The following is an 18,657-nucleotide window of genomic DNA, read 5'->3' as shown; positions in this document are numbered from 1 at the left end:
GATGATGAAATTCAAACGCAACCAGGTGGAAGATGTACATATTAATCTGACACCAATGATTGATTGTCTGCTGTTTATTCTGGTCTTTTTGCTTTTGTCGACGACTTTTAGTCAAATGAGCCGAATGAATCTGACCTTGCCTGATGCGCAAGGGGTACCGCCTAAAAGCTATGATCAGAAAGTTGAAGTGATTGTGGATGCTAATGGTCATTATGCAGTCAACGGTCAATCCTTGGTCAGCAAGGAAGTTGCGGATTTAAGTACTGCAATTAAACAGATTTCAAATGAACGCCGTGATTTAATGTTTGTCATCGCAGCTGACGCAAAAGCCAGTCATCAGGACGTGATTCGTGTCATGGATGTGGCCGGGCAGCTCGGCTTTGTGAATATCAATATCAGTACCAAAGTACCTACCCGAGGTTATTAGTGAAGCACGATTTTAAGGTCTATCTTCGCCTTTTAAGTTATTTAAAACCATTTTGGGGCATCGCATTACTTGTCCTGGTAGGTTTTTCTATTAATGCGGCCACAGAAGTTTCTGTCGCCAAATTGCTGGAATATATTATTGAGGCGATTCAAAATAAAGACCAGAGTTTCACTTCACTTTTCCCATTTTTGGTGGTCATACTCATGTTCTTCCGGGGCTTGGGTCTGTTCATGGGGGGGTATTTTACTGCGGTGATTTCCCGGAATCTGGTGTTCAATATCCGTCAGGAAGTTTTTGCAAAATTGCTGCGTTTACCGTCCCAGTATTATCTGGACAATACCAGCGGGCATATTACTGCCAAAATCATGTATAACGTGGAGCAGCTAACCGCCGCTTCAACTGAAGCCCTAAGAACCTTGTTGCAACAAGGTTTGATCACTCTGGCATTATTAGGCTACCTGTTGTATACCAACTGGCGTCTGACCATGTGTATCCTGATTTTTGCACCCGTCATCGGTTTTATTATCAGTAAAGCTGCAAGACGGATGCGTAAATTATCGCAGCAAGTACAAGACACCATGGGTGATGTGAACCATGTGGTGCAGGAAACGGTGAATGCCAACCTGATCGTCAAGGGCTTTGGTGGACAAAACTACGAGCAGGAACGCTTTAAACAGAACTCGCTGGAAAACTTGCGTCGTGGCTTGAAAATGGTTGCTGTACAACAGTTGAATAGTCCTGTGGTTCAGCTGATCATGTCGATTTCACTGAGTATTGTGATGTTTATTGCCTTGCGTCCGCAAATTCTGGGTGATACCTCTGCGGGTGAATTTGTCGCTTATATTACTGCGGCGGGTATGCTGGCAAGACCAATCAAAGCCTTGACGGATATCAATGAAAAAATTCAACGTGGTATGGCCGCAGCGCATTCAGTATTTGAATTGCTGGATATGCCTGAAGAAAAAAATACCGGGACGTTGACTGATAGCTTAAAAGGCGACATTGAATTTAAAGATGTCAACCTGATTTATGATGATGGTCATCATGCCATTCATGATTTTAATTTAAAGGTGAAGGCCGGTGAAACAGTGGCGCTGGTTGGTCGTTCTGGGGCCGGTAAAAGCTCGCTGGTGAATCTGCTGGTGCGTTATCAGGATGCAACTTCGGGGCAAATCCTGCTGGATCAGAAACCGATTGAAAATTTTGAACTTACCGCGTTGCGTACCCAGATTGCCATGGTGAACCAGCAAGTCGTACTGTTTAACCGAACCGTGCGGGAAAATATTGCTTATGGTCAGCTTGAAGGTGCTTCCGATGAAGATATTATCGCGGCAGCAAAGGCAGCCTATGCGCATGATTTTATTATGGCATTGCCGCAAGGTTATGATACTCAGTTAGGTGCCCAGGGTTTAAACCTGTCTGGTGGCCAGCGTCAGCGCATCGCCATCGCACGCGCAATTTTAAAAAATGCCTCTATCCTGATTCTGGATGAAGCGACCAGTGCGCTGGATAACGAGTCGGAATACTTTATTCAGCGTGCCTTTGATAAAGCCATGCAGGACCGTACCACCATCGTAATTGCACATCGTCTATCGACGATTGAAAATGCTGATCGTATTGTAGTTATGGATCAGGGCCGTATTGTTGAGCAGGGCAGTCATGCCGAACTGATTGCGCTACATGGTGCTTATTATCAGTTGCATCAGCGTAACTTTGAGGAACAGTAACTTATGGCACTGGCACAAATCATTCAGGATGCTTGGAATGCACAGGCAAAGTGGCTGGTGGTGCTGCGTCCTTTGTCATGGTTATATCGCCTGGGTTTTGTCGGCAATCACTGGCTTTATCAAAAAGGCATTAAAAAAAGTTATAGCGCGCCGATTCCCGTTATGGTGATTGGTAACATCACAGTCGGTGGTAGCGGTAAAACACCTTTGCTGATTCATCTGGTGGATTATTTAACCGTGAAAAATGTTCGGGTAGGCGTGATCAGTCGAGGCTATGGCGGCCAAGGTCCATTTCCTGCCTATGTCGACTTTAATACCCTGCCGGAGATTGTCGGAGATGAGCCCGCCTTGATTGTACAGGCAACAGGCGTGCCGATGGCAGTTGGTCCCAACCGGCAGAAAAGTATTGAACTGTTATTGCAGAAACATGAGCTGGATCTGATTATCTGTGATGATGGCCTGCAGCACTGGGCCTTGAACCGCCAGATTGAGTGGATTGTGCTGGATAATAATCGCGGTCTGGGTAATCAGAAACTGCTTCCAGAAGGTTATCTACGTGAACCAGTGACCCGTTTGAAAACGGGAACCGTAATTGAGCATGCAGCCCATCCAGGTTCTGAACTGAATATGCATCTGGCTGCATCACAGCCTTATTTGCTCAATCAGGACAGCACTAAAATCTTTAACCCTCAAGCGGCTTTTTATGCGGTGGTCGGCATTGGCTTTCCACAGCGGTTTTATCAGACCTTGCAAAATTTAGGCATAGAACAATTTCAGTGTCATGAGTTTCCAGACCATCATGACTATGATATTGAGGATTTACAGTTTGATGATAGTAATCCGATCATTACGACTGAAAAGGACGCAGTAAAAATTATGGCGCTACTTAAACAATATCCAGATTTTAAACAGGATATCTGGGTGGTGCCAGTCGATGCAGTCCTATCGCCAGCCTGCTATACAGTCTTGCAGCAACAGTTACAACAATACGGTATTCAAATTTCTTAAGGCTCATTCATTATGAAACACATTGTTATTCCTGCACGTTTCGCCAGTTCACGTCTGCCGGGTAAACCGTTGCTGGAAATTCATGGTCGTCCCATGATTCTGCGGGTAGTGGATCAAGCCAAAAAAGTGCAAGGTTTTGACGATCTGTGTGTGGCAACTGATGATGAACGTATTGCCGCTGTTTGCCTTACTGAAGGCATTGATGTGGTGATTACCTCAGCGGATCATCCTTCCGGCACAGACCGCTTGAGTGAAGTGGCTCGAATTAAAGGCTGGGCCAGTGATGACATTATTGTCAATGTACAGGGGGATGAACCTTTACTGCCGGCGCAACTGGTAAAACAGGTGGCTCAACTTCTAGAAGATCAGCCTGAATCTTCCATGTCGACGCTATGTGAGCCGATCCATCAATTGGATGAATTCAAGCGTGACAGCATTGTGAAAGTCGTCATGTCAAAACACCAGCAGGCACTGTATTTTAGCCGTGCCACCATTCCTTATGACCGTGATGGCGCGAAACTGGCTGAACCAAAACTGCATGATCAAGCCTATCGTCATTTAGGCCTGTATGCCTATCGGGTCAAACTGTTGCAAGAATATGTGACCTGGGAAATGGGTGTGCTGGAGAAACTGGAATCTCTAGAACAGTTACGGGTTCTGGAAAATGGACACCGTATTGCTATTGCGGTGGCTGAAGCCAATTTGCCGCCAGGGGTGGATACCCAGGAAGATCTGGATCGCCTGAATCAGATGGATCTTTCCCATTTTGCCTAAGAAGAGTCAAATACATGCCTTTTGATGTCAATGCACATATCTATCCATGGCAGCAACAGGTTTGGGAAACCCTGACCGGGCGCTTTCCCAAGCTTGGGCATGGTTTATTGTTTTATGGAAAAAAAGGCTGTGGCAAAGAAGCGTTTACCCAACAGTTTCTGGCTTGGGTGTTATGCCTGAATCGTCAGCCTGTGGGGTCATGTGGTGAATGCAGTAGCTGTCAATGGTTAAAGGCAGACACCCATCCCAACTATGTGCATATCAGTACCGATGACGACAATAAAAAACAGAATGCCAAAATCAAGATTGAGAAGATTCGTGATTTATTGCCTTTTGTGCAACAGACTGTAGATGGCTGGCGCGTGATTGTGATTGAACCGGCAGAAGCCTTGAATATTGCCTCTGCCAATGCCTTGCTCAAAACACTGGAAGAACCCGGTGATAATACAGTTATTATTTTACTGGCGAATCATTATTTAAAATTGCCTGCGACCATCCGCAGTCGTTTGCAGCATTTTGCTTTGGACCGGATTTCCGCAGAACAATTTAGCGATTATGTCCAGAATCAGCTCCCGGATGCAGGTGCTAGCCAGCAACAGTTATTGATGAACCTGTCTAATCAGATGCCATTACAGGCATTAGAGGTTGCACAAAGTGCTTGGCTGCCACTGCGTCAGGACTTTCTGCAAGACTGGCAAAAACTGGTCATGCAAAAAAATATGCCACTGGCAATTGCGACCAAATGGAATAAAAACCTGAATTTTAGTGACTTTGCTCAAATGTTTGAATACTTGTTGTCCGATTTAATTTGTGTCAAGCTAAATCAGACGGTGAAAAACATTGACCTTGAATTCAATGTACTTGCCGAACAATATTCATTAGAAGCACTTTTTAAAATTTATGAGGATTTTCAGCAAGCCAAGCAATACCTTGAACAGAATGTCCAGAGCAATCTGGTCATTGATGAATTGTTTATCAAGCTGATGAATCTTTAATTAAGGGGAAATCACATGCAACCACGTATGGGCGGTATTATTCAGGCTACTATTCCTGACATCGAAACATTGTTTGCCAGCTATATGCCTTATGTTGTGGGTGGTGGGCTTTTTATTCCTTCCAAGCAGCCGGTCAAACTGGGCGAAGAAGTTTTTGTATTGACAACTTTGCCTGACCAGACCCAGAAAATTCCTTTAACTGGTAAAGTCATCTGGGTCTCGCAAAAGCAGAATGGCATCAAGCCCCAAGGCTTTGGCATCCAGTTAAGCGGTGAAAAAGGCGTTTATTTCAAAAATGAAGCAGATCGTCTGGTTGCAGGTCTTAAATCTGAAGGACGTAAAAGTTACACTATGTAGTTAATTTACCCTTGGTAGGAACGCATCGTGTTTGTAGATACTCATTGTCATTTAACCCTGCTTGATTTGACACCATATCATGGTGATCTGGATCAGGCATTGGCTCAGGCTCGTGAAGCCGGTGTTTCCAAATTCATGAGTATCTCGGTCGATCTGGATGATCATATCGAGCTGGCCAAAATTGCCGCGCGTCATGCAGATGTCGGTTATACCGTTGGCGTACATCCTTGCGAAGATGCTGCCACGATGTCGCGTGCCACGACTGAATATCTGGTCGAGCTGGCACAACCGGAAAAAGTCTGGGCGCTCGGTGAAACCGGTCTGGACTATTATCACAGTACCGATTTTATTGCAGAACAGAAAGCCTGCTTTGCCCGGCATATCCATGCATCACAAATCACCAAAAAGCCTGTAGTTGTTCATACCCGTTCCGCTAAGCATGATACTGTCGATATTATCCGGGCGGAAAAATCGACACACGGGATTTTGCATTGTTTTACCGAAGACTGGGAAACTGCAAAAGCAGTATTGGACTGCGGTTATTATGTGTCATTTTCCGGAATTATTTCCTTTAAGAATGCGCAAGATTTGCGTGATGTCGCCAAGCAGGTTCCGCTGGATCGTGTGCTGATTGAAACTGATAGTCCTTATCTTGCGCCAATGCCGTATCGTGGTAAATCTAATGAGCCTAAATACGTTCCTTATGTAGCCAAAGCGCTTTGCGATGTATATGATAAGTCAATAGAAGAAATGGCTTATATCACAAAGCAGAACTTTGAAAATCTTCTGAATTTAAAGTAAATAAAGTTATATAAAGTACAAGAGAGTTTATAGGGTGAAGATGGATCGTCAGGCTCAGTTTCGAGCAAGAGAAACCTTGATTTTTCAAGTTGCAGAACAGCTCCTGCTGGAAAATGGTGAAGCGGGAATGACGCTAGATGCGCTTGCTGCCGAGCTTGATCTGGCCAAAGGGACACTTTATAAACATTTCCAGAGTAAAGATGAGCTATACATGCTGCTGATTATCCGTAATGAGCGCATGTTGCTGGAAATGATTCAGGATAGCGATAAAGCTTTTCCTGAACATCTGGCCTTCTTTATGCTGCATCATTTGCATCATCCTGAGCGTACCGTGCTGTTTCACCAGATTGAAGAACGCCTGTCAACAACTGGCGTTGGAATTCAGCACCTGTTTAGCGAACTTTATCAGGTACGTAAACAGCGCTTACGTCTGATTATCCGTATGACAGAAACTTATCTGGCATCCATCAACAGCCATATGTCAGTACGCGATTATCTGGCTTCGATCTGGTCGCTGACCCATGGTGCTGCAGCAATTCTCAATTCCAGTTTCTATCAGCGTTATCTGGGTTCACGAGATACCTTGCGTGTGGCCTATATTGATCAGGCACTGGCTTTGCCCAAGCAGGTACATCCTGCCGAGCAGTTTGCCTAAGGTCGTCCTATGATCAGATCACCTCACAGCGCAGTTCGTGGCTTTACCTTAATCGAATTGATGGTGGTGATTGTGATCATGGGTATCATGGCGTCTTTGGTGCTGTTAAATACCAGTGGTGTCGATCAGCGTAAGGCCATGCAGGCGCGTGAAATTTTATTAATGGACTTGCAGCGGGTATTACGAGAAGCCAATGACCAGTCCAGGATACTCGCGCTTGATGTTCAGACTGCGACAGATGTCACGCCATTTCGTTATGCAATTATAGAGTATCGCTCAACAGTGCAGAGTGGTCAGAACCTGCAAAATGAGAAATGGCAAAGTTATGCAGATTTTAAATTGCGCAGTTTGCCTGATCATGTTTCCTTCCAGATTCAGAGCTTGGAGCAGCAGCGTTTTGCCAATGCAAAAAACCGTGATCTGACTCAGGCAAATTCTCCTCAGTTAATCTGGCTTGGCAATGGTGAGGTTAAACCGGTACGGATTCAGTTCTTTTTCGAAGAGCGTGAAATAGGAGCTGCCATTGAAGTTGACCATCTGGGTAAAATCAATGAAATCTAGATATTTCAAGCAGAATGCTGGCTCGGATGTTATCAAGTCGTTTAAGCCCAGTGTTTATGGATTTGATCATGTGTACTGCGAGCATAGGACTTCGTCTTGCACTCGGACGAAACGTTGTTTCGTTTATCCTCGCTCAGGTTTTACCTTACTGGAAGTCATGGTGGCCCTGGCAATTTTTGCGACAGCAGCCATGACCTTGACCAAAGTCGCAATGCAATATACCCAGTCGACCTCAAATGCTATTTTGCGGACTAAGGCGCAGTTTATTGCTTTAAATGAAGTGGCAAAAATGGAAATTAATCAGGAATGGATGGAAGGGACGGCTTCTAAACAGCTGACCCAGCAAGGTGAAACCTGGAAAATCGATAAACGCAGTGAACCGACAGTAAGTCCCAACGTACAACGAATTGAGTTGCAGGTCAGTCTGATCAACCCGGACAATGGTCAGGTAGAATCTGGTATCAGCAGCCTGACGTTCTTTAATCATCGCATGAACAATACTCCATGAAACCTAAAGGATTTACCCTGGTTGAATTATTGGTCGCAATTGCGATCTTTGCAGTATTGTCTGCTTTAGGTTGGAAAGTTTTTGATTATATTGTCAAAACCAAAGATCAGAATGTGATTCATGAACAGCGTTTAGGGCAGTTACAGGAAACATATCAGCAAATTCTACGAGATACCGTACAGGCAGTGCCCTTAACGGCCAACATTAATGGAGATATACAGCCGGCTCTGGTGTTGCAGAACGGACGCTTTAATTTCAGTAAAACCGGGGTAACTGATCCTTTGCAAGAAGGAATTTCTCCCGATGAGCGCATTGAATATCAATACCGGCCTGATGAGCAGAAACTTTATCGCCTGAAATACCGGAACCTGAATCAAACCGGCCAAGACCAGCCGGAATCTAGTGTTTTATTGTCGGAAGTTGAACAATTTCAGATTGTGGTGCTTAATCCGAATGAACTCACGCAATGGCCGGATGCCTCTGTGGATCTGAACCAGTTAGAGCAGAAGCAACGTTTGCCCAAAGGGATTAAAATCAATTTAACCGTAAATGCTATTAGCTATGAATGGATATTTAGTTTGTTAAACACAGATTTTTTGCTTGATGCTCAGAATACAGGCCAACCAGGCTAAGAATAATAAGAAATGAAAATGAAAAAAGCGATCATGATCAAACAGCAACAAGGCATTGCACTGATTACCATTTTAGTGATGGTGGCATTGGCGACTATTCTCGCTGCCACAATTGCAAAGCGTCAGGCTGCCACAGCAGAAAGTACTGCTTATCTGATGCGCCAAAATCAGTCTCTTATATATGCCAAAAGTGCTGAGGCCTTTTTTTCAGAACTCTTGGTCGATGATGCCGAAAATGCCGCTGAGGTTGATCATTTACAGGAAACCTGGGCGCAGCCCATGCCGGCTTTTCCGGTAGAAGACGGGTATGTCTCAGGAATAATACAGGATGAATCGGGCAAGTTTAATTTAAATAGCCTGGTCACTGCTGAAGGTACGGTGAATGAAAATGCCAAGGTATGGTTTGAGCTGATCTTAAAGCGCGCCGGTTTACCCGCACAGCTGAGTGAAGCAGTCATTGACTGGCAGGATGAAAATGAGATTCCCAGCGGTTCGATGGGTGCTGAATCTAATTATTATCAAGGCTTGCCCAATGCGGCTTTGCCCCCAAACGCAAAGTTTCATAGTGTGGAAGAATTAAAACTGATTCGCGGCTTTGAAGAAAATAAATATAAACTGATTGAATCTTATCTCAGTGCCGCACCCATGCAGGACAGTACAGTCAATATCAATACAGCCTCGGCTTTTCTTCTGGCCAGTATGGATGAAAAGCTTGATGTGAATGCAGTGCAGCAGTTACTGGATCAGCGTCAGGCCAATTTGGAGCATTTTTCCAATGTTTCTGAGTTATGGGCGCTTGAGCCTTTTGCTCAGGTCGAGGCAGCTAAGCGAAATGTGTTGAACAGTCTGCTTGGAGTGCAATCCAATTATTTTAAAGCCCAAATTGAAGTGGTTTTAAGTGAGCGCAAGCGTCAGTTTAGCAGTGAGCTGGTGCGTCGGGATAAACAGGTTTATGTCGCTTACCGCAGCATGGCGCCCTTTTAAGTATAGTTTATAAATTATACAAATCGAATGGATCTGAATATGGCTTGATGCCTTTTCCCTATCATGCTAAACAGCAAAATTAATCCTCAAAGCTCTACTTTTGCTTTATAATCATAATTAATTCACCTATTTTTTGACGACATTACGGCATATGTTAATTCGTAAGTTATTTAAGTTTGAGAATGCTCATATTGTGCGTAACTGCACGTCAGATCGCTGTAAGCGTTCGATCCATGGCCATAGCTATAAAGTCGAGTTATTGCTGAAAGCCTCGAAGCTGGATCATGGCCAGATGGTTTATGATTTTGGTCTGCTCAAAGGGGTGATTAAGGATTTCTTTGATTCATTTGACCATGCAATCTGCTTCTGGCAAAAAGATGATCCTGAATATATTCAGGCTTGCAAGAATTTTAGTGCGCGTTGGGTTTCTTTGCCGGTTTCGCCATCTGCAGAACAGTTTTCTCGCATTTTCTTCTTTCTGGCACAGCAGGTGCTGGTATCGACGGTGACGCAAAATGGCGAGGGTGATGTTGAAGTCTATTCTGTGATTGTGCATGAAACCGACACAGGCTATGCACAGAGTTTTCTAGAAGATATTCAAAATGAACAGATGGGTGTTTTGAGTCTTGACCAGATCGAGTTCTCGGAGCAGGTGCAGGCTGAATGGGCAGATCCGGACATGTTTGCCAAGCTGAAACAGGGTGTGCCATTTCATAACCCTGCAGTAGATTTACAGGTACAGATCTAGAGTCTGCATGACTTTAAATCGATTGACATAGATTTAGGATTGAAGAATGTCTTTAAATGAACAGCAACTGGCCAAACTGAATAAAGTTCAGTTGGATGAAAGCTGGAAATACGGATTGAGTGATTTTTTACTCAGTCCGAAAATGGATGAATTAAAAGCATTTCTCCTTGAAGAAAAAAAAGCGGATAAAGTCATTTATCCACCGAATCACCTGATTTTTAATGCTTTGAATACTACGCCGCTAGATCGGGTCAAGGTCGTAATTATTGGTCAGGATCCTTATCATGGTCCAAATCAGGCACATGGCTTAAGCTTTTCAGTGCAAAAAGGGGTTGCATTGCCCCCATCTTTACGTAATATCTTTCACGAGTTGCACAATGATTTAGGCATAAAGATTCCTAAGCATGGTGACTTGACGCACTGGGCAGAACAGGGCGTACTTTTGCTGAATGCTGTACTGACAGTGGAAGCCGCTCAACCAACTTCACATCAGAAACGTGGCTGGGAAGATTTTACTGATCACGTCATTGATGTATTGAATGAACAGCGTGAACATATTGTATTTATTCTTTGGGGCGCATACGCACAGCGTAAAGGACAGCGCATTGACCAAAATAAACACCTGGTATTAAAAGCAGCGCATCCGTCGCCTTTGTCGGCTAACCGGGGTGGTTTTTTTGGTTGTAAAGTTTTTTCGAAAACAAATAATTATCTCAAACAACATGGCATTGAGCCTATAGATTGGCAGCTGGACGCATGACATATTCTCCTGTAACTAAACCTTACCATCCGGATCTGATTGTTGAAGAAGCGAACAATGGCTGGCGTATCGTTCGCTTGAATCGACCAAAATCTTTGCACGCTCTCGATGAATCGATTGCTTCCGCACTTCTGGAAGTATTTCAGGATTTTCATCATGATGACAGCGTCAAAGCCATCTGGCTGGACTCAACCACACCGAAAGCTTTCTGCGCAGGTGGGGATGTACGTAAGCTGCGTCAACTGGTTATTAATGATGAAGTGGCGGCTGCCAATAAGTTCTTTGAGCAGGAATACGCGCTCGATCTGTTATTGCATAATTATGCCAAACCCGTTTTAGTCTGGGGCGAGGGTTATGTAATGGGTGGTGGTTTGGGCCTGTTTATGGCGGCGCCTTTTCGTTTAGTGACACCGTATTCGCGTTTGGCGATGCCTGAAATTAATATCGGTTTATATCCAGATGTAGGCGCAACCCGCTTCCTGGCAGATCGTGGTGCGATTGGCTTGTTTAACGGATTAACTGGTTCGATCATGACCGCTGCGGGCGCTTATGGGATTGGCTGGGCCACCCATATTTGTGATGCACAGCGTGATTCAGTTTTGCATAAAGTCGTTAATATCGATTGGGGTCATTATCCTGCAGGTGACTTTCGCGCCATTGATGACACCCTGAACAGTATGCACCGTCCGGTAGGTCCAGGACCGCTGCAAAACTCCCTGGATGTCATTCATAGTGTTTGTCGTGGTATCAACTTTGAGCATGATTATGAGTCAATTATTGGCCTCAGTGACGCACGCAGTGACTGGTTACGTCAGGCCAGTGAAAACCTTAAAAAAGGTTCACCCACCACTGCAGCCTTGACCTGGCTATTATGGCAATGGGGTAAGCAGGTACATTCCTGGAAGGAAGTTTTTGAACTGGAAGTTCAGATATCAGACTGGAAAATTCGTCATCATGATTTTGTTGAGGGTGTACGAGCACGTCTGGTCGATAAAGATCTTTCTCCTGAATGGAAAAAGGGTACAGATATGAGCTTGAAAGGAATCTTATCTCAAAATCCTCCAGTTACGACTATTGAAAGCTGGAATGACATGCTCAAGCAGTATGGTGTGATTTAAGTCTCAATGTCCGAAACACAATTTACAGATGAATACTGGATGCAGCATGCTTACGAGCAGGCTGCACTTGCTGCTGCACAGGGTGAAATTCCCGTGGGTGCGATTATTGTCAGCCAGAATCAGATCATTGGCCAAGGGTTTAATGCGCCGATCACATTAAATGATCCGACTGCACATGCAGAAATTGTTGCACTGCGGGATGCTTGTCAAAACATTCAAAATTATCGGTTACCTGAAGATGCGGTACTGTATGTAACCCTCGAGCCATGCACCATGTGTGTCGGCGCACTGGTTCATTCACGGGTTTCACGGATAGTATTCGGGGCATTTGAATCGAAAGCAGGCTCACTGGTGAGCGCACGCCAACTGTTTGAAACTGGCTATTATAATCATGTGTTTCCTTTCAAGGCGGGTTGTATGCAGCAGCAATGCTCGGAACAGCTCAGTGTATTTTTTAAAGTGCGTCGTGAACAGAAACGGCAACTCAAGTTACAAGAAAAGTCATTAAATACGCAGAAATAATTCCAGCTTATCCGCTAGAATTTGCTCACTTTCAAATATCTGTAATTTTCAGGAATAATAATGAACAGTATTCAAGTAAAAAAAGAATTTCCGGCAGCAATTGATGATGTCTTTAATTTGATGTCCAAGCATGCCACCTATAATGTGGCTTTTGCACCGATGCAGGTTGAGCGAATCAAGGATTCTGCAGATGTTGAATATCCAGATGGGCTGGGTTCAGTGCGTGCAATGGGGGTGGGGCCAGTGAAGCCGCTGAAAGAACAAATTACTCTGTTCGAGCCGAATAGCCGCATCGAATACCAGATTATTAAAAATCCGCTGATCAAGCATCATTTGGGTATTATTGAATTTGAAGCGCTGACTGATGATAAAACACTAGTGACTTATACGATTGAATTGCAGGCACGAGCACCTTTTGTGAGTAAATTAATCCTTGCACAGTTACGGGCAGCGATTAAACTAGGCCTGACAAAACTCGCAAAATCTGTTTAAACAACAACGGGAAAGCAATGACAGTTCAAATTATTACCATTGATGGTCCAAGTGGGTCGGGCAAAGGTACGTTGGCAGCGAAACTGGCTGCGCATTATCAGTTTCATTTATTAGACTCTGGTGCTTTATACCGTCTTTTGGGTTTGTCATTGCATCATCATGATTTGCTGGACTCATTGGATACCAAATTGCCAGAATGCGTACAAATCGCAACAAATCTGGATATCCAGTTTGTGAATACAGACACCGGGGTGCAGGTGTGGCTGGATGGCGAAGATGTGTCCCAAACCATTCGTACTGAGCGGGTGGGGGAATTTGCTTCAAAAGTCGCAGCAATTCCTGAGCTTAGAACCGCCATGGTTTCACGTCAACATGCTTTTGCACAGGCGCCGGGCTTGGTGGCGGACGGGCGTGATATGGCAACCAGCATCTTTCCTAACGCCCAAGCCAAGATATATTTGACTGCCTCGGCTGAATCGCGCGCGCAAAGACGTGTAAAGCAGTTGCAGGGTATGGGGCTGGATGTTAAAATAAACGACATTTTAGCTAATATCATTGCACGCGATAAACGAGATATGGAACGCACTGTCGCTCCGCTCAAGCCTGCCGATGATGCTTACATTATCGACAGTTCAGATTTGAACATCGATGAAGTATTCCAGCTGATGACTACTTATGTAGATCAGCAGTTAGCAAATTAACCCAATTTTATCAGCAAACGCATAGCTTGATCAGTTTTATATGGACTATGTAGATGCTTAATTAAACCGGCCTTGTCTGATCCAAGACCGCTGACTTTATCGGAAATATCATGACCGAATCTTTTGCAGCCCTCTTTGAAGCAAGCGAATTAAACCTCAACGTTGAAAAGGGTGCAGTAATCCAGGGCGTTGTAGTAAGCATTGACTCTGATTGGGTAACTGTTGACACTGGCCTTAAATCTGAAGGCGTTGTTGACCGTGCTGAGTTCTTAAATGAACAACGTGAACTTGAAGTTCAAGTTGGCGACACTGTAGACGTAGTTGTTGAAGCACTTGACAACGGTATGGGTCAAACAGTTCTTTCTCGCGAAAAAGCTAAACGCGCAGAAACTTGGACTAAACTTGAAAAAATCTTTGAAGACGGCGAAATCGTTACTGGTGTTATCTCTGGTAAAGTTAAAGGTGGTTTCACTGTTGACATCGGTCCAGTACGTGCGTTCCTTCCAGGTTCTTTAGTTGATACTCGTCCTATTCGTGATACTACTCACCTAGAAGGCAAAGAGTTAGAATTTAAAGTAATCAAACTTGACGCTAAACGTAACAACGTTGTTGTTTCACGTCGTGCTGTTATGGAAGCTGAATCTTCAGCTGACCGTGAAGCTCTTCTTGCTCAGCTTGAAGAAGGTCAAACAGTTACTGGTACTATTAAAAATCTTACTGACTACGGTGCATTCGTTGACCTTGGCGGTATTGATGGTCTTCTTCATATCACTGACATGGCTTGGAAACGTATCAAGCATCCTTCAGAAGTGGTTGAAGTGGGTCAAGAAGTTACTGTTAAAGTACTTAAATTCGACCGCGAACGTAACCGTGTTTCTCTAGGTCTTAAACAACTTGGCGAAGATCCATGGTTAGCGATCATGAACCGTTACCCTAAAGGTTCAATCGTTAAAGCGCGCGTAACTAACCTGACTGATTACGGTTGTTTCGCTGAAATCGCTGAAGGCGTTGAAGGTTTAGTACACGTTTCAGAAATGGACCACACAAACAAAAACATCCACCCATCTAAAGTTGTTCAGATTGGTGACGAAGTTGATGTTATGGTTCTTGAGGTTGATGAAGAGCGTCGTCGTATTTCTCTTGGTATCAAACAAACTCGTGCTAACCCATGGGAAGAGTTTGCTAAAGAGCACGACAAAGGCGAAAAAGTTTCTGGTACGATCAAATCTATCACTGACTTCGGTATCTTCATCGGTTTACCAGGCGGTATCGACGGTCTAGTTCATCTGTCTGATATTTCTTGGAACGAACAAGGCGAAGAAGCAATTCGTCGTTACAAGAAAGGCGACACTGTTGAAGCGGTTATCCTTTCTGTAGACGCTGAAGGCAACCGTATCAGCCTTGGCATCAAACAAATGAACAACGATCCGTTCAATGATTTCCTTGCTGCTAACGAACGCGGTGCTTTGGTTAAAGGTACTGTAACTGCAGTTGATGCTAAAGGCGCAACTGTTAAGTTGGCTGACGAAGTTGAAGCGACTCTGAAAGCATCTGAAATCAATCGCGATCGCGTTGAAGATGCAACTAAGTTCCTTGAAGTTGGTCAAGAAGTTGAAGCGAAGATCATCAACGTTGATCGTAAATCTCGCGCAATCAACTTGTCTATCAAAGCGAAAGACGAAGCTGAAGAGAAAGAAGCAGTTGCTAACTTGAAAACAGCACCAGCTGGTCAAGACAATGGTCCTAAAACTATTGGTGACCTGATCAAGGCGCAAATGAGCAACTAAGTAAGCGTCTGAATTGTATTGTTAATGTAAATTAACTAATACTTTTTATACAAATACTGTAAACGGTAGCGTAGTATTTAATTATTGCGCTACCGTTTTGTATTTAAACAGGTTATTATCTGGAAATAGATCCCAAGTAGCTTGATAATTAAAGAGGTCGCAGATGACTACTGAAGCACTTAATAAGTCTGACTTAATAGAGCGTATTGCGTTAAAAAATCCGCATTTGGCTGAACCCTTAGTGGAAGAAGCAGTTAAAATCATGATCGATCAAATGATAGAGGCTTTATCATCTGATAATCGTATCGAGATTCGTGGATTTGGTAGTTTTGCATTGCATCACCGTGAACCGCGCGTAGGGCGTAACCCTAAAACTGGTAAATCAGTAGAAGTGGCTGCAAAAGCAGTTCCGCACTTCAAACCAGGTAAGGCACTTCGTGATGCGGTAAACGAGTCTGCACAAAAATAATTGTAAATATACGGGGTGCTCATGCGTTACGTTCTGGTCATTCTATTATTAGTACTGTTTGGTTATTCATTAGCTTTAGTTCTGCAAAATGGTACTGAATTGTCAGTGGACTTGTTATTTACTCAAGTTCCAGCAATGCGCCTGGGATTATTACTTCTCCTCACTTTATCTTTGGGTGTAGTTTTGGGCCTGTTATTAGGTGTTCAGATCTTCAGGGTTTTTCAGGCGAATTGGGAAATTAAAAGGCTTCGTAAAGACATTGAACACCTACGTAAAGAACAATTGAATTCAGCCAAGTTAATGGCTGCTGAAGCAGCCGTCCATACCCGGCATGAAAAAACTGTGTTAGATATTAATTCTAATGACCGACCATCGACACCACTTTAGGTGAAAGTGCCAGGCAAAAGTTGTTTTTAAACATTTTATATTGCCAATTTTAATTAAACGCCTTTTAACTTAGCTTTAAAGGCGTTTTTTATTATTTATCTATATATAATTATAGCTAAAATAATATTTAAAATTATATAAATAAATAACTTAGTTTGAATTACCAAGTATATTTTGTGAAAATATTCTTGGTCGGCATGAGCTTAGTCCGTATAATATCTTAATTTTGTCAATTTGAAGGGTCTACTCATGAGTATCATCGTTGCACTGGATGCTAAAAGCCAATTTGATGCCTTAACGATTGCGGAACAGCTAGATCCTGCTTTATGTCGAGTAAAGGTTGGCAAAGAGTTATTTACCCATGAGGGGCCAATCATTGTCAAAGCACTTCAAGATAAAGGTTTTGATGTATTTCTGGATCTGAAATTTCATGACATTCCAAATACAACAGCACAGGCAGTATGCGCGGCAGCAGATCTGGGAGTGTGGATGGTCAATGTACATGCTTCAGGTGGCCGTAAAATGATGGAAACCTGTGTAGAGCGGTTAAAAGCAGGTAATTATAAGACTCAGTTGATTGCCGTCACAGTTCTTACCTCGATGGGCCGTGAAGACTTAAAGGATATTGGTCTGGATATTGAACCCAATGAGCATGTAAAACGTCTGGCTCAGCTGACCAAAGACAGTGGTCTAGATGGTGTGGTCTGCTCAGCTCAAGAAGCAAAAATGTTGCGTGAAACGATTGGAAAAGACTTTGCATTAGTGACACCCGGCATTCGTCCAGAAGGGTCAAATGCAGATGACCAGAAACGTATTGTAACACCAAAACAGGCGATGCTAGATGGTTCAACGCATCTGGTGATTGGTCGTCCGATTACCCAGTCTAAAAATATGCGCCAAACCTTAAAAGATATTCTAGATACCTTGTAATATGATTTGACCAACAAAAAGCCTTTCCAATGAAAGGCTTTTTTTATATATTCAGAAAATATCAATAATAATTAAAGGAAAACCTATGAATGCATCTGAATTACCTTCAGAAAAGGAACAGAATGATCTGATTCAAAGTGTTCAACAGGCGGAACAGCTTCAGCAACAAGAACAGCAGCAATAACAGGCAAGCTCAACAGATTGGACAGCGGGAATTGATGTGGTCAGTTTGGCATCTGATGCTATCAGTCTGGTTTCGGATGTTGTTGAAACAGTAGGCGATACCTTAAGTGATATTGATTTAAGTTTTTAGTCAGCCCTCTCAGCCTCCTTGTTTGTGTTTCGTTTTAAAACCCTGCTTTAAAACTGACTCAGGGAAGAGAGTGAGAAAGCGATAAAGTAATTAAATCACTGCCAGTACACTTACCATGACTGGTGCTAACAGTGACAAAATGAAACCGCTGACCATAGCATGCGGAATAAAATCATGCCCGCACGCCTGTTTAACCATCGGTAAAGTCACATCCATTGCAGTTGCACCCGCTGCTGAAATCGCAGATCTTGGATATCTCCAGCCCATACAATACATCAGTAAAATGGCAAAAATTTCTCTAAACAGGTCATTCATCAGGGCGATACTGCCGAGTTCAGCGTTACGAAGTTCCGTGACAACGACGCCTGACATCGAATAAAAGCCATAGCCTTGTGACAGCATGATCAAATCTTTCAGATCCATCTGGGTATTCCAGAATGAATATGCGATGACTGCAAATAATGAACCAAAAATACAACCGATCGGGACCAGTAGAATTTTAAAATTTAACCAGGATCGATCTAAGGGTGAGTTGGCCAGATCTAGGCCAATCATGAACATAAATACCAGTAATAAATGCCAGGTGCTGATTTGCAGGGACAGATCAAATAGACTCAAGCCTGCATGTAAAAAGTATCCGCCGGCGAGAGCCAAAAAGGCATAGCTCATGTTCAGTAGGGATTTAAGCACCAGGTCGACGGATACCCGACCGGAACTAGGAAGATAACCTGCCCATTTAAATAGAAGATAACAAAATGCAAAAGCACCGAGTGAAGTCAGAAAGGCAATACTGATCGAGGTGCTCAGAATCTGGAGAGGATGCTGTAATTCATCGACAAGCTGTGAAAATTCAAAGGCAATTGCAATCAATAATACATAGCTAAAATAGGGCAATAGCTTGAAACAGATTTTAATAATAGGTTGCGGAATTCGTTTTGCCATAGCAAAACCGAGTGCTAGACAGAATAGAAGCTGAAAGATGAGCCAGAGCGATTGCATAA

General features: G+C 43.5%; 23 protein-coding genes. 22 read left to right on the top strand and 1 reads right to left on the bottom strand.

What is annotated here, in order from left to right:
• The first annotated feature begins 4 nt into the window (after positions 1-4).
• From VXQ92_RS05110 to pyrF, 22 genes are all read left to right on the top strand, one after another.
• Entirely contained in the window at positions 5-427 is a 423-nt protein-coding gene (locus VXQ92_RS05110) for an ExbD/TolR family protein (RefSeq protein WP_064096577.1), read from the top strand.
• Positions 427-2,154 (top strand): lipid A export permease/ATP-binding protein MsbA, encoded by a 1,728-nt coding sequence (gene msbA, locus VXQ92_RS05105; RefSeq protein WP_416680716.1) that lies wholly within the window; start codon positions 427-429, stop codon positions 2,152-2,154. The genes VXQ92_RS05110 and msbA overlap by 1 nt, the downstream gene beginning before the upstream one ends.
• A 3-nt stretch (positions 2,155-2,157) precedes the next feature.
• Positions 2,158-3,162, top strand: a complete 1,005-nt coding sequence (lpxK, locus tag VXQ92_RS05100; RefSeq protein ID WP_416680714.1) for a tetraacyldisaccharide 4'-kinase — start codon at positions 2,158-2,160, stop codon at positions 3,160-3,162.
• A 12-nt stretch (positions 3,163-3,174) separates the two neighbouring features.
• Positions 3,175-3,936, top strand: a complete 762-nt coding sequence (gene kdsB, locus VXQ92_RS05095; RefSeq protein WP_416680712.1) for a 3-deoxy-manno-octulosonate cytidylyltransferase — start codon at positions 3,175-3,177, stop codon at positions 3,934-3,936.
• A gap of 14 nt (positions 3,937-3,950) precedes the next feature.
• Positions 3,951-4,931: a DNA polymerase III subunit delta' C-terminal domain-containing protein gene (locus VXQ92_RS05090; protein ID WP_064102725.1), complete on the top strand. Its 981-nt coding sequence runs from the start codon at positions 3,951-3,953 to the stop codon at positions 4,929-4,931.
• Between the two features lie 15 nt (positions 4,932-4,946).
• Complete coding sequence (locus tag VXQ92_RS05085) at positions 4,947-5,288, top strand: PilZ domain-containing protein (RefSeq protein WP_004645468.1); 342 nt, start codon at positions 4,947-4,949, stop codon at positions 5,286-5,288.
• Positions 5,289-5,315: 27 nt separating this feature from the next.
• A complete protein-coding gene (locus VXQ92_RS05080) occupies positions 5,316-6,089 on the top strand; it encodes a TatD family hydrolase (RefSeq protein ID WP_416680711.1) in 774 nt (257 codons plus the stop codon).
• 40 nt (positions 6,090-6,129) lie between these two features.
• A complete protein-coding gene (locus VXQ92_RS05075) occupies positions 6,130-6,744 on the top strand; it encodes a TetR/AcrR family transcriptional regulator (protein ID WP_064096571.1) in 615 nt (204 codons plus the stop codon).
• 9 nt (positions 6,745-6,753) lie between these two features.
• Complete coding sequence (locus VXQ92_RS05070) at positions 6,754-7,305, top strand: type II secretion system protein (RefSeq protein ID WP_064102722.1); 552 nt, start codon at positions 6,754-6,756, stop codon at positions 7,303-7,305.
• 70 nt (positions 7,306-7,375) lie between these two features.
• On the top strand, positions 7,376-7,813 hold the full coding sequence (gene gspI / locus VXQ92_RS05065) for a type II secretion system minor pseudopilin GspI (protein ID WP_416680744.1): 438 nt from the start codon (positions 7,376-7,378) through the stop codon (positions 7,811-7,813).
• Positions 7,810-8,445, top strand: a complete 636-nt coding sequence (gene gspJ / locus VXQ92_RS05060; protein ID WP_191730584.1) for a type II secretion system minor pseudopilin GspJ — start codon at positions 7,810-7,812, stop codon at positions 8,443-8,445. The genes gspI and gspJ overlap by 4 nt, the downstream gene beginning before the upstream one ends.
• A gap of 12 nt (positions 8,446-8,457) precedes the next feature.
• Positions 8,458-9,429: a type II secretion system minor pseudopilin GspK gene (gene gspK / locus VXQ92_RS05055; RefSeq protein ID WP_144723776.1), complete on the top strand. Its 972-nt coding sequence runs from the start codon at positions 8,458-8,460 to the stop codon at positions 9,427-9,429.
• Positions 9,430-9,580: 151 nt separating this feature from the next.
• Entirely contained in the window at positions 9,581-10,177 is a 597-nt protein-coding gene (locus tag VXQ92_RS05050) for a 6-pyruvoyl trahydropterin synthase family protein (RefSeq protein ID WP_416680708.1), read from the top strand.
• Positions 10,178-10,223: 46 nt separating this feature from the next.
• On the top strand, positions 10,224-10,937 hold the full coding sequence (ung, locus tag VXQ92_RS05045; RefSeq protein WP_064102719.1) for a uracil-DNA glycosylase: 714 nt from the start codon (positions 10,224-10,226) through the stop codon (positions 10,935-10,937).
• Entirely contained in the window at positions 10,934-12,055 is a 1,122-nt protein-coding gene (locus VXQ92_RS05040) for an enoyl-CoA hydratase/isomerase family protein (protein WP_416680706.1), read from the top strand. The genes ung and VXQ92_RS05040 overlap by 4 nt, the downstream gene beginning before the upstream one ends.
• 6 nt (positions 12,056-12,061) lie before the next feature.
• Entirely contained in the window at positions 12,062-12,577 is a 516-nt protein-coding gene (gene tadA, locus VXQ92_RS05035; protein WP_416680705.1) for a tRNA adenosine(34) deaminase TadA, read from the top strand.
• Positions 12,578-12,637: 60 nt separating this feature from the next.
• The gene (locus VXQ92_RS05030) at positions 12,638-13,069 is read left to right on the top strand and encodes an SRPBCC family protein (RefSeq protein ID WP_144723780.1); all 432 of its coding nucleotides are present in this window, start codon (positions 12,638-12,640) and stop codon (positions 13,067-13,069) included.
• Positions 13,070-13,086: 17 nt separating this feature from the next.
• Positions 13,087-13,770 (top strand): (d)CMP kinase, encoded by a 684-nt coding sequence (cmk, locus tag VXQ92_RS05025; RefSeq protein ID WP_144723781.1) that lies wholly within the window; start codon positions 13,087-13,089, stop codon positions 13,768-13,770.
• 110 nt (positions 13,771-13,880) lie between these two features.
• The gene (gene rpsA / locus VXQ92_RS05020) at positions 13,881-15,557 is read left to right on the top strand and encodes a 30S ribosomal protein S1 (protein ID WP_064096561.1); all 1,677 of its coding nucleotides are present in this window, start codon (positions 13,881-13,883) and stop codon (positions 15,555-15,557) included.
• Positions 15,558-15,720: 163 nt separating this feature from the next.
• Positions 15,721-16,026, top strand: a complete 306-nt coding sequence (locus VXQ92_RS05015) for an integration host factor subunit beta (RefSeq protein WP_064096560.1) — start codon at positions 15,721-15,723, stop codon at positions 16,024-16,026.
• Positions 16,027-16,047: 21 nt separating this feature from the next.
• A complete protein-coding gene (locus VXQ92_RS05010) occupies positions 16,048-16,413 on the top strand; it encodes a lipopolysaccharide assembly protein LapA domain-containing protein (protein WP_064096559.1) in 366 nt (121 codons plus the stop codon).
• Between the two features lie 249 nt (positions 16,414-16,662).
• Positions 16,663-17,343 carry an orotidine-5'-phosphate decarboxylase gene (pyrF, locus tag VXQ92_RS05005; protein WP_144723782.1) on the top strand — a complete coding sequence of 227 codons (681 nt, stop codon included), beginning with the start codon at positions 16,663-16,665 and terminating at the stop codon, positions 17,341-17,343.
• 403 nt (positions 17,344-17,746) lie between these two features.
• On the opposite strand, the gene VXQ92_RS05000 is transcribed toward pyrF, so the two are convergent.
• The gene (locus tag VXQ92_RS05000; RefSeq protein ID WP_064096557.1) at positions 17,747-18,655 is read right to left on the bottom strand and encodes a lysine exporter LysO family protein; all 909 of its coding nucleotides are present in this window, start codon (positions 18,653-18,655) and stop codon (positions 17,747-17,749) included.
• Positions 18,656-18,657 lie beyond the last annotated feature (2 nt).

This window comes from Acinetobacter sp. 228 (assembly GCF_048147885.1).
This window is presented reverse-complemented; position numbering and strand designations above follow the sequence as displayed.

Excerpts from the sequence above, each read along its gene's own strand:
- VXQ92_RS05110 (WP_064096577.1), top strand. The coding sequence starts at position 5 with ATGAAATTCAAACGCAACCAGGTGGAAGATGTACATATTAATCTGACA.
- lpxK (WP_416680714.1), top strand. The coding sequence starts at position 2,158 with ATGGCACTGGCACAAATCATTCAGGATGCTTGGAATGCACAGGCAAAG.
- kdsB (WP_416680712.1), top strand. The coding sequence starts at position 3,175 with ATGAAACACATTGTTATTCCTGCACGTTTCGCCAGTTCACGTCTGCCG.
- VXQ92_RS05090 (WP_064102725.1), top strand. The coding sequence starts at position 3,951 with ATGCCTTTTGATGTCAATGCACATATCTATCCATGGCAGCAACAGGTT.
- VXQ92_RS05085 (WP_004645468.1), top strand. The coding sequence starts at position 4,947 with ATGCAACCACGTATGGGCGGTATTATTCAGGCTACTATTCCTGACATC.
- VXQ92_RS05075 (WP_064096571.1), top strand. The coding sequence starts at position 6,130 with ATGGATCGTCAGGCTCAGTTTCGAGCAAGAGAAACCTTGATTTTTCAA.
- VXQ92_RS05070 (WP_064102722.1), top strand. The coding sequence starts at position 6,754 with ATGATCAGATCACCTCACAGCGCAGTTCGTGGCTTTACCTTAATCGAA.
- gspJ (WP_191730584.1), top strand. The coding sequence starts at position 7,810 with ATGAAACCTAAAGGATTTACCCTGGTTGAATTATTGGTCGCAATTGCG.
- gspK (WP_144723776.1), top strand. The coding sequence starts at position 8,458 with ATGAAAATGAAAAAAGCGATCATGATCAAACAGCAACAAGGCATTGCA.
- VXQ92_RS05050 (WP_416680708.1), top strand. The coding sequence starts at position 9,581 with ATGTTAATTCGTAAGTTATTTAAGTTTGAGAATGCTCATATTGTGCGT.
- ung (WP_064102719.1), top strand. The coding sequence starts at position 10,224 with ATGTCTTTAAATGAACAGCAACTGGCCAAACTGAATAAAGTTCAGTTG.
- VXQ92_RS05040 (WP_416680706.1), top strand. The coding sequence starts at position 10,934 with ATGACATATTCTCCTGTAACTAAACCTTACCATCCGGATCTGATTGTT.
- tadA (WP_416680705.1), top strand. The coding sequence starts at position 12,062 with ATGTCCGAAACACAATTTACAGATGAATACTGGATGCAGCATGCTTAC.
- VXQ92_RS05030 (WP_144723780.1), top strand. The coding sequence starts at position 12,638 with ATGAACAGTATTCAAGTAAAAAAAGAATTTCCGGCAGCAATTGATGAT.
- cmk (WP_144723781.1), top strand. The coding sequence starts at position 13,087 with ATGACAGTTCAAATTATTACCATTGATGGTCCAAGTGGGTCGGGCAAA.
- rpsA (WP_064096561.1), top strand. The coding sequence starts at position 13,881 with ATGACCGAATCTTTTGCAGCCCTCTTTGAAGCAAGCGAATTAAACCTC.
- VXQ92_RS05015 (WP_064096560.1), top strand. The coding sequence starts at position 15,721 with ATGACTACTGAAGCACTTAATAAGTCTGACTTAATAGAGCGTATTGCG.
- VXQ92_RS05010 (WP_064096559.1), top strand. The coding sequence starts at position 16,048 with ATGCGTTACGTTCTGGTCATTCTATTATTAGTACTGTTTGGTTATTCA.
- pyrF (WP_144723782.1), top strand. The coding sequence starts at position 16,663 with ATGAGTATCATCGTTGCACTGGATGCTAAAAGCCAATTTGATGCCTTA.
- VXQ92_RS05000 (WP_064096557.1), bottom strand. The coding sequence starts at position 18,655 with ATGCAATCGCTCTGGCTCATCTTTCAGCTTCTATTCTGTCTAGCACTC.